General features: G+C 62.6%; 14 protein-coding genes. 10 read left to right on the forward strand and 4 right to left on the reverse strand.

What is annotated here, in order from left to right:
* Positions 1-50: 50 nt before the first annotated feature.
* Both Q363_RS01720 and Q363_RS01725 read left to right on the forward strand, forming a co-directional pair.
* A complete protein-coding gene (locus Q363_RS01720) occupies positions 51-1,877 on the forward strand; it encodes a glycoside hydrolase family 15 protein (protein WP_035347312.1) in 1,827 nt (608 codons plus the stop codon).
* 201 nt (positions 1,878-2,078) lie between these two features.
* Positions 2,079-2,378 (forward strand): hypothetical protein, encoded by a 300-nt coding sequence (locus Q363_RS01725; RefSeq protein WP_035347314.1) that lies wholly within the window; start codon positions 2,079-2,081, stop codon positions 2,376-2,378.
* Between the two features lie 75 nt (positions 2,379-2,453).
* Here Q363_RS01725 and Q363_RS39990 read toward each other — a convergent pair whose 3' ends face one another.
* Positions 2,454-2,603 carry a hypothetical protein gene (locus Q363_RS39990; protein WP_157466467.1) on the reverse strand — a complete coding sequence of 50 codons (150 nt, stop codon included), beginning with the start codon at positions 2,601-2,603 and terminating at the stop codon, positions 2,454-2,456.
* A 253-nt stretch (positions 2,604-2,856) separates the two neighbouring features.
* On the opposite strand from Q363_RS39990, the gene Q363_RS01730 reads away from it, so the two are divergent.
* Together Q363_RS01730 and Q363_RS01735 are read left to right on the forward strand one after the other, a co-directional pair.
* The gene (locus Q363_RS01730) at positions 2,857-4,353 is read left to right on the forward strand and encodes a bifunctional folylpolyglutamate synthase/dihydrofolate synthase (protein WP_035347317.1); all 1,497 of its coding nucleotides are present in this window, start codon (positions 2,857-2,859) and stop codon (positions 4,351-4,353) included.
* Positions 4,354-4,465: 112 nt separating this feature from the next.
* Positions 4,466-5,287 (forward strand): lysophospholipid acyltransferase family protein, encoded by an 822-nt coding sequence (locus tag Q363_RS01735; protein WP_084079835.1) that lies wholly within the window; start codon positions 4,466-4,468, stop codon positions 5,285-5,287.
* Here the strand turns inward: Q363_RS01735 and Q363_RS01740 are convergent.
* Positions 5,284-5,796 (reverse strand): hypothetical protein, encoded by a 513-nt coding sequence (locus Q363_RS01740; protein WP_035347319.1) that lies wholly within the window; start codon positions 5,794-5,796, stop codon positions 5,284-5,286. The two genes, Q363_RS01735 and Q363_RS01740, sit on opposite strands and share 4 nt — an antisense overlap.
* Before the next feature lie 157 nt (positions 5,797-5,953).
* Between Q363_RS01740 and Q363_RS01745 the strand changes: the two genes are divergently transcribed.
* The 5 genes from Q363_RS01745 to Q363_RS01765 all read left to right on the forward strand — a co-directional run bounded on the left by Q363_RS01745 (position 5,954) and on the right by Q363_RS01765 (position 10,369).
* Positions 5,954-6,742, forward strand: coding sequence for a gamma-glutamyl-gamma-aminobutyrate hydrolase family protein (locus Q363_RS01745; RefSeq protein ID WP_035347322.1), 789 nt, complete (start codon positions 5,954-5,956; stop codon positions 6,740-6,742).
* Between the two features lie 82 nt (positions 6,743-6,824).
* Positions 6,825-7,430 carry a 16S rRNA (guanine(527)-N(7))-methyltransferase RsmG gene (gene rsmG, locus Q363_RS01750; protein WP_035347323.1) on the forward strand — a complete coding sequence of 202 codons (606 nt, stop codon included), beginning with the start codon at positions 6,825-6,827 and terminating at the stop codon, positions 7,428-7,430.
* Positions 7,431-7,946: 516 nt separating this feature from the next.
* Positions 7,947-8,900, forward strand: coding sequence for a ParA family protein (locus Q363_RS01755; protein WP_084079837.1), 954 nt, complete (start codon positions 7,947-7,949; stop codon positions 8,898-8,900).
* 54 nt (positions 8,901-8,954) lie between these two features.
* On the forward strand, positions 8,955-9,917 hold the full coding sequence (locus Q363_RS01760; RefSeq protein ID WP_035347325.1) for a ParB/RepB/Spo0J family partition protein: 963 nt from the start codon (positions 8,955-8,957) through the stop codon (positions 9,915-9,917).
* A gap of 71 nt (positions 9,918-9,988) precedes the next feature.
* Complete coding sequence (locus Q363_RS01765) at positions 9,989-10,369, forward strand: DUF1801 domain-containing protein (protein ID WP_035347326.1); 381 nt, start codon at positions 9,989-9,991, stop codon at positions 10,367-10,369.
* Between the two features lie 15 nt (positions 10,370-10,384).
* Here Q363_RS01765 and Q363_RS01770 read toward each other — a convergent pair whose 3' ends face one another.
* A complete protein-coding gene (locus Q363_RS01770; RefSeq protein ID WP_035347327.1) occupies positions 10,385-10,939 on the reverse strand; it encodes a hypothetical protein in 555 nt (184 codons plus the stop codon).
* 205 nt (positions 10,940-11,144) lie between these two features.
* On the opposite strand from Q363_RS01770, the gene Q363_RS01775 reads away from it, so the two are divergent.
* Entirely contained in the window at positions 11,145-11,927 is a 783-nt protein-coding gene (locus tag Q363_RS01775) for a DUF899 domain-containing protein (protein ID WP_211256100.1), read from the forward strand.
* Here Q363_RS01775 and Q363_RS01780 read toward each other — a convergent pair.
* The gene (locus tag Q363_RS01780; RefSeq protein ID WP_211256101.1) at positions 11,915-12,820 is read right to left on the reverse strand and encodes a GDSL-type esterase/lipase family protein; all 906 of its coding nucleotides are present in this window, start codon (positions 12,818-12,820) and stop codon (positions 11,915-11,917) included. The two genes, Q363_RS01775 and Q363_RS01780, sit on opposite strands and share 13 nt — an antisense overlap.
* Positions 12,821-12,886: the final 66 nt, after the last annotated feature.

Genomic DNA, 12,886 nt, shown 5'->3' on the forward strand with positions numbered 1-12,886 from the left:
TCGCACGATTCGCGTCGCCCAGCAGGGCCCGCCGCTGCATCTCACTAAACATGGGAGAGGCAGCGGCGGAGTTCCAACCGATTGAAAACTACGGCGTCATCGGAGACATGTCCTCCATCGCCCTCGTCTGCGCTACCGGATCGATCGACTTCTTCTGCTATCCCCGCTTCGACAGCCCCAGCGTCTTTGCCGCACTCCTCGACCCCGCGCAGGGAGGCTTCTTCTGCATCCAGGCCGACCTGAAGAACAGCCACACCAAGCAGCTCTATCTTCCCGACACCAACGTCCTGCTCACACGCTTTCTCTCCGAGGACGGCATCGCCGAGATAGCCGACTTCATGCCGGTCTTCAAGCACAACCAATCCAGCCGCATCGTGCGCCGCCTCCACGTCATCCAAGGTCAGATCACGTTCCGCCTCGAGTGCCATCCGCGCTTCGACTACGCCCGCACGCGCCACACCGCTCGCCAGACAAAGCACTGCGTCGTCTTCCAACCAGAAGGCGATCAACCGGCGCTAACGCTTCAGGCCACTGTGCCACTCGAACACACCGACGGCCACGTCAAGCAGAGCTTCACCCTCAAGGCCGGCGAGACCGCCACCTTCGTCCTCGGCCCGGACTCCCCCGAGGCGCACGCCCCGCTCGATGCGGCACTCCTCGAGACCTGGTTCCAGGACACCCTGCACTACTGGCGCTCCTGGATCGCGCAGTCCAACTACACCGGCCGTTGGCGTGAGATGGTCAATCGCTCCGCGCTGCTGCTCAAGCTGCTCACCGACCGCGAGTACGGCTCCATCGTTGCCGCCCCCACCTTCGCCCTGCCTGAGGAGATCGGAGGCGAGCGCAACTGGGACTACCGCTACACCTGGCTGCGCGACTCCTCCTTCACCCTCTATGCCATGATGCGACTCGGCTTCGTCGAAGAGGCCGCGCAGTTCCAGCGCTGGATTCACGACCGCCTTAACTACGACTCTCCGCTTGGCCCGCTGCAGGTGCTCTACCGCATCGATGGCTCGCAGGAGACGCCCGAGACCGTGCTCGATAACCTTCGCGGCTACATGGACTCCAAACCCGTCCGCGTCGGCAACGCCGCTTACGATCAGCTACAGCTCGACATCTACGGCGAGCTGATGGACGCCATCTACCTCGCCAACAAGTACGGCGACGCCTCCAGCCACGACGACTGGGAGAACGAGAAGCGCGTCCTGCGCTGGCTCGCCGATAACTGGAACCGCGAAGACGACGGCATCTGGGAGGTTCGTGGCGGCCGCAAGCACTTCTTGCACTCGCGCCTGATGTGCTGGGTCGCCTTCGACCGCGCCGTCCGCCTCGGCAGCAAACGCTCCTTCGCCGGGCCCTTCGGCTGGATGGAGGAGGCCCGCGACGCCATCTCCGACGACATCCACAACAACTTCTGGGACGAAGAGCGCAAGGCCTTCGTGCAATACAAGGGAGGCAAGGACCTCGACGCCTCCGTGCTGCTGATGCCGATGATGCGCTTCATCAGCCCCTCCGACCCGCGCTGGCTCTCCACCCTCGATGCGATCGAGCGCGAGCTAACCGTCGACACGCTCGTCTATCGCTACCGCAACCAGGGCCAGATCGACGGTATCCCCGGCGGCGAGGGCTCCTTCACCGCCTGCTCCTTCTGGTTCATCGAGGCGCTCGCCCGCTCGCACCAGACCACCAAGGCGCGCCTGCTCTTTGAAAAGATGCTGGGCTACGCCAACCACCTCGGCCTCTACTCCGAGGAGATCGGCCTCAACGGAACCCACCTCGGCAACTTCCCCCAGGCCCTCACCCATCTCGCGCTCATCAGCGCGGCCACCTACCTCGACCGCGCCCTCTCCGGTGACTCCAAGGGGCCGTGGAGCTAGCCCTTTGCACGAAAACAGGTGCGACTCCTAGACACGTTCGTTGCCATTCCTGCCGCGACTGACACCTTCGTTGTATAGCCGCCGTCCGTACCCACCCATACCTTAGAGTTCTCTCATCTTCCGGATTCAGGACTCGGCCGGCCAGCATGAGGGAACTCCAGAGAAAGGCTCGATCCCAATCGAGATCCGGAACGCGTTTCCATGCAGGTTTTGCTCAAACCGTCCACAGAGAGAAAAGACATTCAGTGCACCGTCTGCCAACAGGGCTTCCGTCTCTACTGGGAGCGCAGCGAATTTGCGGAACGCGAGACCATGCGCGCCATCGTCCTCGCTGATCTGCGCCGGCACCATGCCTCCGACCCCACGCCCGCCGCGCACCCCGCCGGACTCTTCAACCTCCCGGACTGGGGAGGCGAGCCCCAATTCTCCGGAGCCGCTCTCCTCGGCGGCCACTCCGCCGTTCGCCCCGCCTTCTCTCCCACACGCCGCCAGGCACGCTAGCTCACGCGCGTTGATCAAAAAAAGGGACCGCAGCTCTTCGCTGCGGTCCTGTCGTCTTGTGCTTACTCTACTTCTTTAGCGGGCTGGGTTCTCTGCCAGCTCCGCCGTCACCTGCTGAGTACGGGTCCGCTTTACGTTCTTGCTCAGCCACACATTCGCCCGCCAGCGTCCCACCAGCGGCGCTACGGCAATCAGAACAAACGGCAGAATCAAAGCAAACTTCATTGGCCAACTCCTTTCGCTCCAGCGCCGTACAAGCCGCCGGGGCACAACAGGCCCGGATTCGTCAAGCCCCCAAGGCCTCGTTCAACAGCAGCATTTCCACACTATCCGCCCATCGAACCACGCTCGATATCCCACCTTCGGGTCATTCCCTCCCCCGTCGGCGTTATGCCTTCCCATCCCGAACCGCCTCGCCCCCCGACCCCACCGACCCCACCGACCCCGCCGTCGTGGCGCGGTCGCCTAAAATATCTCCATGTCCTACTCCGCAGCGGTCGATCACCTCTACGCCCGAGGCCTCGAGCTGGCCCCCGAACCCTCCTCCTTCGCCCCTCGCCGCAAGTTCGACCTCGACCACATGCGCATCCTCGCCCAGGCCCTCGGCGACCCGCAGAAGTCCTTTCCCTCCCTCCTGATCGCCGGGACCAATGGCAAGGGCTCAACCGCCGCCACGCTCGCCAGCATCCTCCAGGCCGCTGGCTACCGAACCGGCCTCTACACCTCGCCGCACCTCTCCCGCGTCAACGAGCGCATCCAGATCGATGGCGCCCCAATCTCCGACGACGACTTCGCCCGGCTCTACTTCCAGGTCGACACCGCCGGCGAAGCCCTCGTATCTCGAGCTCAGCTCGGCAGCGACGGCCCGTCCCTGCCCAACCACCCCAGCTTCTTCGAGACCCTCACCGCCCTCGCCTTCCTCTACTTCGCCGAGCAGAAGGCCGACATCGCCATCCTCGAGGTCGGCCTCGGCGGACGCCTCGACGCCACCAACATCGTCGATCCGCTGCTCTCGATCATCACCGACATCTCGCTCGACCACCAGGAGTACCTCGGCAACACCATCGCCGAGATCACACGCGAAAAAGCCGGCATCCTCCGTCCCCACGGCACGCTCGTCACCCTGCCCCAGCACCCCGACGCCAACCAGGCCATCGGCGAGGCCGCCGTGGACCTCGACCTCCATGCCATCAGCGCCGCCAACTACATCCCCCCCACACCAATTCCTTCCCCTCAGCCCCGTCATTCTGAGCCGAAGGCGAAGAACCCCCGCATATCGCCTGAGGTGCCACAGACGGTCGCTCAGCTACTCCCGCGCAACCACTACACCGTCACCCTCGCAGGCAATCCACTCACAGTAAACTCCCCACTCATCGGTCAGCACCAACAACGCAACATCGCCCTCGCCATCGCTGCGGTGGAGGAGTTACGTAACCCAATGGGTTACAATTTACAAAAAAGTAACCCAAAGAGTTACAAAATCCCAACAGGAGCTATCGAACAGGGCATTCGCAACACCAGCTGGCCCGGCCGACTCGAACTCCTCCCCCTCGCCAACTCCGCCCCCATCCTGCTCGATGTAGCCCACAACCCCGCCGGAGCCTGGACCCTCCGCGCCGCCCTCGCGCAGCTTCCCGACGACCTCCCCCGCACCCTCATCTTCTCCTGCCTCCGCGACAAGGACATCCGCGAGATGACCCAGATCCTCCTCCCACTCTTCGACTCCTCCTCGCCGGACCGCCCGCACGACCACATCCTCTTCGCGCCCATCGCGAGTCCCCGCGCCGCGTCGCTCGAAGAGCTCACCGCAGCCGCAAGCGACCTCGAGATACCCGTCCAAACGGCGCCCTCGGTCGCCGAGGCCCTCACCGAGGCCCGCCGCATCACCCCGGCCACCGGCCTCATCGTCGCCACCGGCTCCCTCTACCTCATCGGCGAGCTGCGCAGCCTCATTCCCTGCCCAAGCCATAGATAATTGAGTCGCCAGATAATTAGTCGCCAGATAATGAGGAGTCGTCATTCCGAGCGGAGCGAGGAACCCCCGCATTTTTGCTCGAAGCGCCACTGAAGTCCAAGGATGCCAAAGCGTGCCTGAACCGACACAATCGACAGCCCTGACCCCTGCTCCATCAGAGGCTCACCCCGGTCCGCCAGCCCCGGCCTTCTTCAGGTGGCTCACCTATCTCGTCCTTCTCCCCCTCATCGCCATCTCCACGACCTTCTTCGGCTGCATCTCCCTGCTCTGCGGCCTGTGGGACAAGTCCGGCCGCCAGCAGCACTTCATCGCCCACCTCTGGGCGCGCTCGCTGCTCCTCCTCTCCCTCTCCCCCATCACCCTCATCGGCAAGGAGAAGCTCCACATCCACGAGACCGCCGTCTACGCCGCGAACCATCTTAGTTACTACGACACCCCGGTCCTCTTCGCGCGGCTCCCCTTCCAGTTCCGCATCCTCGCCAAGCAGAGCCTCTGGAAGATCCCCTTCATCGGCTGGTACCTCCACCACTCCGGGCAGGTCCCGGTCGACCAGTCCAGCGCGCGCAACGCCGTCGCCAGCCTCAACCGCGGCGTCCAGACCCTCAAACACGGCCTCCCGCTCGTCATCTTCCCCGAAGGCGGCCGCACCCCCCACGGCCAGACCCAGCCCTTCGTCTCCGGAGCGGCCTACATGGCTATCAAGGCGCAGGTCCCGTTGGTCCCCATCACCCTCATCGGAACCTACGAGCTGCTCCCGATGCACACCTACCACCTGCACCCGCGCCCGCTGGCCATCATCGTCGGCGAACCCATCCCCACTACCGGCCTGACCACCCGCGACGCCGACGCCCTCACCGAGCGCCTGCTCTCCGTCATCACCCAGACCTATTTTAAAAATCACCCTGCGCACCAGGGAGTCACGGCAGAGCTTTAGCGGCTGTTCGCCAGGCACCTCCTCTGCTCCGCCATAGCATCCTGCAGGCACGTGTCCGGAGGACTCATCTGCCCCGGCGCCGGCGGCGGCAGCCTGCGCGAGTTGCATGCCAGCTGCTGCTGCTGGAAGTTCGTCATGCAGGTCGCCGAGTCCGTAGTTTTTGCTGGAAAGGACGTAGAGCTTGGAGAGCTCGACGATCCCGCCTCTCCCTTGCCGCGCTTGCACGCGTTGTAGATCGACTTCGCCTGGCTCCGGCAGGCCTTCCCTTCGCCCGAAGGAGGACACACCGCCTGCAGGTTGTCGCGCGCCGCGGCGCAGGTCTCCTTATCTCCGGTTGGCTGAACGGTCTCGTCCTTTGCCGAGTCGCCCGGATGGGTGGGATCGATGCATCGGAACTGGCCCTTCTCCGCCTCCCAAACCGGCTTTAGATTCGGGCTCGAACACTGCGCCCACGCGCTGACTGTCAGCGCACTCATCACAACTGATAGAAGCTGCACGTGAAGTTTCATTGGGACCTCCCGGAAAACGTCGTACCGAGAGTCGCAGCGAGGTTTCGCCTCGCTGTGGCATGTCCGATAAGATGCCAACGGGCCCATTGGCCGTCTTTGGACTGGGTGGCCTCCGGCTCCGTCCCCAGACGTCTGGACGTATCATTGACTCACAACCATGAAGCCGCGCATCGCCATTCCTGTCCCCACCACGAGCAACCTTGAGTACAACCAGCGCGCCTGGCCCCAGTATGCCGAGGCGATTACCCGGGCCGGAGGCGAGCCTGTCGCCATTCCGCTCGACGCCTCGCCGCGCGAGACCGCCGACATTATTAACACCTGCCACGGGGTCCTGCTTCCCGGGTCGCCGGCCGACGTCAACCCGCACAAGTACGGGCACGAGCCCATCCCGGAGTGCAACCCCGCCGATCCGGGCCGCGAGAATGTCGACGAGTTGCTGATTCAGGACGCCCACAACCTCTATAAGCCGATCCTGGCGATCTGTTTCGGGGTGCAGTCGCTAAACGTATGGCGCGGCGGAACCTTGGTGCAGGACCTCGCTCCCATGCCGGTGAATCATCCGGCGGGCAAGACCGTGGCCGTGGCCCACACCGCGGCGGTGGCCCCGCAGTCCCTGCTGGGCGAGATCGTCCCCAAGGACGAGGCTCCCGAGGAGGATGGCTTCCTGCGGCTTCCCATCAACTCCAGCCACCACCAGGCCATCGGAATTCCCGGCGACGGCCTGCGCGTGACGGCGCGCTGCCCGCAGGACGCCGTGATTGAGGCGGTTGAGGGCGGACAGGACCCGCACGACCCGAAGGCGCACTTTGTCCTCGGGGTGCAGTGGCATCCGGAGCGCAGCTACGAGATCAGCGCGGCCTCCCGGGCGATCTTTGAGCGCTTCATCGCGGAGGCCACGGCCTGGAAGCCTCGCGCCATCCATACTTCGGTGGTTCAGTCCAGATAGGCAGTGTTCCACGTGGAACACTCCGGGATGATTGCTCCGGGAATGTTCCACGTGGAACATTCTGCGATACTGAGAGTCGGCGATGCCTACACTCTCTGAATCCACAATCGCGGAGCTTCTCACGCCGTATCTGACTGTCCAGGAAGGGCTTCCCTCGAAGTTCTCCACCTATCTCGATCTCCTGCTTCGCTGGAATGCCCGAACGAACCTCACGGCGATCCGCTCGCCGGAGGAGATCGTGCGGCGCCACTTCGGCGAGAGCCTCTTCACTGGAACCCATCTGGGCGATCCTCTTCCCGAAGCCTTGCTCGACCTGGGCTCCGGGGCTGGATTCCCGGGACTTCCGATTGCGCTGCTGCATCCGCGGATCGCCGTGACCCTGGCCGAGTCCCAGAACAAGAAGGCGACCTTTTTGCGTGAGGTGGTCCGGAGTCTCGACCTGAGGAACGTTGAGGTCTGGGCTGGACGGGCGGAGGATCTGCCCGACGGACGGCGTTTCCATACGTTGACCCTGCGGGCAGTCGACAATATGGCGGCGGCGCTCGCGGCGGCGGCTCCGCGTGCGGAGCGACAGATCGTCCTGCTGACGACGTCTATCCCGGAGTTTCCAGCTGGATTCGCGGCAGATACTCCCATCCGACTGCCCGGCAGCGACTCCGGGGTTCTGCTTCGTGCGCTGCGGTCCTGAAATGTTCCACGTGGAACAGGGGTTTCGCTAAGGCTTAACAACAATCAGCACCGATTTAAAGGCGTGGGATTTGGATAGAAACGCCAATGCCATCATTATGTTAGGGCCGGGTGGGGGCAGGGATGGCGTCCGGGAATCAGGGCTGTGTTCCACGTGGAACAGTCAACATGAGTAGAACCGATCAACATAAGGGTGGAACCATCGGTTGGAGATTGGAACAATCAACTAAGGGCGGAACCAATCGGCGAAAGATCGGTGTCATCGGTGCAGATCGGTGTTTCCCCTTAGGGCTCGTCGCTTGCCGATCTATGTTCCACGTGGAACAAAGATTTCCACACGGACCTCCCGGAAACCCTTCAAATTGTGGAGCGTTTTGCGTTTCCACACGTTCTCCACAGCCTCAGGGTACTTCTGCACAGCATTACAGCATTGCCACCGCTGTCCCCTCCCGATAACCTTCTTTCAAGCGCAATGATTACCCTTCATCCCACGAATAAACCACGTCCCGGCAACACGATGTCCAAAGAGCCCGCCAGTTCGAAGCCAGCTCCGGATGAGTCTGCTCCGTCCCCGAAGCCCGACAAGCCCGAGTCGAAGGTCATCGCAGTCGTCAATCAGAAGGGCGGCGTGGGTAAGACCACCACGGCGATCAATCTGGCTGCATCGCTCGCACTTGAAGGCATCCCGACGCTGCTGATCGACTGCGACCCGCAGGCCAACTCCTCGGGAGGGCTGGGTCTAACGAGGCAGGCCGAGGGCGAGGAGCCCCGCCTGAGCACCTACGACCTGCTGATGGGTGCGACCACGCTGGCCGAGGCGGTGCAGCCCACGGAGATCGAGAACCTGAAGCTGGTTCCCTCGAGCAAGAACCTGATTGGAGCGACGATCGAGCTGATCTCGGCCGAGAAGCGTGAGTTTCGGCTGCGCGACGCGATTGAGCCGGTCCGCAGCCAGTACCGCTTTATCGTGCTGGACTGTCCGCCGGCGCTGGACCTGTTAACTCTGAATGCGCTGGTCGCCTCCGACGGGCTGCTGGTGCCGATGCAGGCGGAGTATTTTGCCTTGGAGGGCATCTCGGAGCTGATGTCAACGCTGGACAAGGTGACGGGGGCGTTCAACCCGGGGCTGGTGCTCGAAGGCGTGCTGATGACGATGTACGACGACCGCACCAACCTGGCGATGCAGGTGACGGAGAACCTGAAGGGCTTCTTTACGGACAAGCTGCTGAAGACCACGATTCCGCGGAACGTTCGGCTGGCCGAGGCACCGAGCCACGGCAAGCCGGTGGCCCTGTATGATCCTAAGTCGCGGGGGGCCGAGGCTTACCGCGAGCTGGCGCTGGAGCTGCTGAGCCGCAACGGCCTGGAGTCGCCCGAGGTGAAGCGGCGGAAGGCTGCGGCTGCCGCGGCGGCCAGCTCGCTGAAGTCGTTCCAGGCTCCGCAGAAGAAGTCCCGCTTCTGGTCGAAGTAAGTTTCCCAGGTCTGATTGAGATTGTTTCTTCCAAATTAGAAAGAGATTTGCACTATGCCGACCGCAACACCTGATACAAAACGCCGTGCCCTGGGCAAGGGGCTTGAGTCGCTGCTTCCCTCCCGTCCCGCTGCCGCTGCTCCCGCGGTCGTTCCCTCCGTTGCGGCGGTTGCGGCCGAGCCGACGGGCAAGCCGCTGGAGATCGCGCTGGACCACATTGAGCGCAACCCCTGGCAGACGCGGACTCACTTCGATGAGGCGCAGCTGGCGGAACTGGCGGCTTCGATTACGGCGACAGGTGTCGTGCAACCGGTGATCGTTCGTGTGCTTCCTCCCTCGCCCTCGGGCGGTCCGGGACAGCAGCCGTCGCGGTATCAGCTGATCGCGGGCGAGCGGAGGTGGCTGGCCTCGCGGAAGGCGGGCAAGACGACGATTCCGGCGATCGTGCGGCAGGTAAACGACGAGCAGGTGCTGGAGATGACCATCGTCGAGAACCTGCAGCGCACGGACCTGAACCCGATGGAGCAGGCGCGGGCGTATCAGCGGCTGTCGACCGAGTTCAAGCTGACGCAGGAGCAGATGGCGGTGAAGACGGGCAAGGAGCGCGCGTCGGTGGCGAACTTCATGCGGCTGCTGCGGCTGCCGGAAGGCGTGCAGGCGAAGGTGGAGACGGGTGAGTTGACGTTCGGGCACGCGCGGGCGCTGCTGGCGCTGGATTCGCCGGAGCAGATTACGTCGGCAGCCCAGAAGGTGATGGCGCTGTCGCTGTCAGTGCGGCAGACGGAGAACTATGTTCAGGGGCTGATCAATCCTGAGGTTCGCGAGAAGAAGGATAAGCAGGCGCAGGAGCAGGCCGCGGACCCGAATGTTCGCGAGGCAGAGGACCGGCTGCGGCGTACGCTGGGGCTGAAGGTGAAGATCGAGGACAAGAAGGGCAAGGGCAGGGTGATTATCGAGTACTCGGGGCTTGAGGACTTTGATGCTCTGCTGGAGATGCTGGGGTCGAAGGCGGAGTAATTTGTAACTTTATTAGTCACAAATTGAGTGAATTTCCTCTTCCTAAAGTCTCAGGTATCATCCAGTGATTCATGAAGAAACAATTGGCCGTGTCAAATGCGGACGCTTATGTTGCCGGCCTTCGGGGCTGGCAGCGTACCTTCGTCGAGCGGTTGCGCACTGCTGTGACAGAGACTGGTCTCTTTGAAGAGGTGATCAAGTGGGGGCACCTTGTCTATCTCGCCAATGGTCCAGTGCTTCTGATTCGAGCGGAGGAGGAGCGCGTGCTTTTCGGCTTCTGGCGGGGAAAGCGATTGGTGCCGATGCAGCCGCTGCTGAAGCCGAGTGGGAAGTATGAGATGGCGACCGTTGTGTATCGCAAAGGGGATATCGTGGTCGCCGGGATCGCAGAACGGCTCGCCCGGGAAGCCTACCGGCTGAATGATGAGTTGGGAGATCCTACGGATATCTGAGGTTGTCGATCGGGTCTAAGTGAGAGGATCAAACAACCGGATGTTCGGGGAAAAAATTGAAAACTGTGAATGAGGCTGGATTAGCTGGATCTCTGTGTGCGGAAGGGCTACCTGCATGAAGGTTTCGTCCTCGTCGGTTTCGTCCTCATCGGGAGAGGAATGAGCCGCGAAGTAGATGCAGCCTCCCAGGATCATGCTTAGAAGGACAATTCCTCCGGAAAAGATGAAGAACTGACCGCGGCTGACGATAGTGCTTTCGTAGATCTCCGACGGCATGATGTCGAACCGTCTAAGCGCGGCGACTGTATTTTGCGATCGTCTGTGAACGAGCCACGCGGCATAGCAATACAGCACGGCCCCCAGGATGGGCGCGAGTGCAACGATCCATGCGAAGTGAGGATAGTCCTTGAGAAACGGTGCGGAATCTTTCGCAGTGACAAGCCAGCCGATACCGACCAGGATGAAGCCGGCGGTGGCAAAGGTGCCGCGCATAAACGACTTTTGGAGTTCGCGGAGTAGGGAATGGAGCAGATCGGACTGTTTCAAGTCGATCTCTAATTCGGTCTGCATGGAATCTTCCTTGAATGCGAGGAGGGCCTCAATTGAAAGGTGAAAATAAACGGCTTCTGATCTGATTGTAATGGTCAAGCGATCCGACCCTGCGATGAGGCAGCATTTGGGCAACTGGTCCGGTTCTTTGTGACGAGTGGGTCCGCCGGGGGTAAACGTAGGGATGCGGTGGAGGCGTCCTAGCTTGTCGTCAGGAGGGATGGCGATGAGTGTTATGGATGATCCGAAGGTTGCGGCAGCGGTTGTGGAGGAGCGGCGGCGGAATGAGGAGTCGGTTTCGCGACATCCCGTGGTCTCGGAGGAGGAATGGTTGAGTCAGCGGCTGGCGCTGATGAAGAAGGAGAAGCAGTACATGCGCCTCGGCGATGAACTGGCCGCAGAGGTACGGGCGCTGCCGTGGGTGAAGGTGGAGAAGAGTTACACGTTTACGGGGCCGCAGGGCGATATGACGCTCAAGGACCTGTTCGGTGGGCACAGTCAGTTGTTTATGAAGCACTTCATGATGGAGCCGGGGCAGGAGTGGCAGTGTGAGGGCTGCTCGCTCGAGTCCGATCATGTGGACGGGCTGCTGCCTCACTTCGAGCATCACGACATGTCGTATGTGGCGGTGGCGCGGGCGCCGATTGAGGAGATCGAGGCGGTGCGCAAGCGGATGGGGTGGAAGTTCATCTGGGTGTCGTCGTACAAGTCGGATTTCAATTACGACTTTCATGTGTCTTTCCGGCCGGAGGAGGTGAAGGCGGGGAAGACGATCTATAACTTCCGCGAGCACAGGATTGGGCCGGAGACGTATACGCTTTCCGGGCACAGCGTGTTCTACAAGAACGCGAAGGGCGAGATCTTCCGTACGTACGGAACGTTTGGGCGCGGCAGTGAGCAGTTCATGGGAGTCTACGGCTACTTCGATGTGCTGCCGAAGGGGCGTGAGGAGTATGGGCCGCATCACTCGCTTCCGGACTGGGCCAAGGTGCACGATCAGTATGAGTGACCTGGCTGCCTATTGGCGGAAGGGTTGCCGGGCGGATCTTTGGCTGTGCGCGGCGTGTCGGCCATGAGCTTTGCGAGGGTGGGCTCGATGGCTTCGGCCATGCGGCGCTGGCCTGCGGTGTCGGGGTGGAGGGGCTTGCCGGGAGTGGGAAGGCGGGGGTCGTAGAAGATGGCGGTGTTGAGGACTCCGGGTGAGGTCATGAAGACGGAGCTGATGCCGAGGAAGGTGACGCGGGGCTCCTGGTTAACGCCGAGGTTGGCGTTGCGGCCGGTGTTCTTGCCATAGCGGACGGAGAGGTACTGGTTCACGGCCTGGTCGGCGGCGGTCTTTTCCGGCGAGATGTCGCTGGGGAGGATTCCGAGGAGGAGAAGGCGGGTCTGGGGAAGGCGCTGGCTGAGCGTGGCGATGATGTTGTCGATGCCCGCCTCGGTCTGCTCGGCGGTCTGGTGGGCGTGGCCGGTGTTGTTGGTCCCGATGAGGATGATGGCGACGCGGGGGCGGAGGCCATCGATCTCGCCGTGGGTGATACGCCAGAGGACGTTGGCAGTGGTGTCGCCGCTGAAGCCGAGGTTGAGGGCGCGGCGAGGCTCGTAGAACTGCTTCCAGATGGGGAGGAAGTCTTCGTCGGGTGGGTTGGCCTTGTCGTAGTTCTGGGTGATGGAGTCGCCGAGGAGGAGGAGCTGTGCGTCAGTGTGAGCGCGGACGGCGTCGACGATGCGTGTGTGGCGCTCGGCCCACCAGGAGATGTCGAGGCGGGCGGTGGGGGTGATGGCTGGAGCGAGATCGGCGAGGTTGGGTGCGGCTGGAGGTGTGGCGGAGGGTTCCATCGCGCCGATGGAGCAAAGGACGAGGAGCACGGCGGCGAGAAGGCAGCTTCGGTGTGCAGGGTTCACGGGCACATTCTAACTGCGTCCAGGCGGGCATGGTCACAAGAACGAGACGGCGCACTAGACTAGAAG

The sequence above is a fragment of the Edaphobacter aggregans DSM 19364 genome, from assembly GCF_000745965.1.
In the GTDB taxonomy this organism is placed as follows: domain Bacteria; phylum Acidobacteriota; class Terriglobia; order Terriglobales; family Acidobacteriaceae; genus Edaphobacter; species Edaphobacter aggregans.

Bases quoted from the DNA above. Each gene is read 5' to 3' on its own strand.
- Q363_RS01760 (WP_035347325.1), top strand. From the start codon at position 8,955: ATGCCGACCGCAACACCTGATACAAAACGCCGTGCCCTGGGCAAGGGG.
- Q363_RS01765 (WP_035347326.1), top strand. From the start codon at position 9,989: ATGAAGAAACAATTGGCCGTGTCAAATGCGGACGCTTATGTTGCCGGC.
- Q363_RS01745 (WP_035347322.1), top strand. From the start codon at position 5,954: ATGAAGCCGCGCATCGCCATTCCTGTCCCCACCACGAGCAACCTTGAG.
- Q363_RS01720 (WP_035347312.1), top strand. From the start codon at position 51: ATGGGAGAGGCAGCGGCGGAGTTCCAACCGATTGAAAACTACGGCGTC.
- Q363_RS01775 (WP_211256100.1), top strand. From the start codon at position 11,145: ATGAGTGTTATGGATGATCCGAAGGTTGCGGCAGCGGTTGTGGAGGAG.
- Q363_RS01755 (WP_084079837.1), top strand. From the start codon at position 7,947: ATGTCCAAAGAGCCCGCCAGTTCGAAGCCAGCTCCGGATGAGTCTGCT.
- rsmG (WP_035347323.1), top strand. From the start codon at position 6,825: ATGCCTACACTCTCTGAATCCACAATCGCGGAGCTTCTCACGCCGTAT.
- Q363_RS01740 (WP_035347319.1), bottom strand. From the start codon at position 5,796: ATGAAACTTCACGTGCAGCTTCTATCAGTTGTGATGAGTGCGCTGACA.
- Q363_RS01770 (WP_035347327.1), bottom strand. From the start codon at position 10,939: ATGCAGACCGAATTAGAGATCGACTTGAAACAGTCCGATCTGCTCCAT.
- Q363_RS01725 (WP_035347314.1), top strand. From the start codon at position 2,079: ATGCAGGTTTTGCTCAAACCGTCCACAGAGAGAAAAGACATTCAGTGC.
- Q363_RS39990 (WP_157466467.1), bottom strand. From the start codon at position 2,603: ATGAAGTTTGCTTTGATTCTGCCGTTTGTTCTGATTGCCGTAGCGCCG.
- Q363_RS01730 (WP_035347317.1), top strand. From the start codon at position 2,857: ATGTCCTACTCCGCAGCGGTCGATCACCTCTACGCCCGAGGCCTCGAG.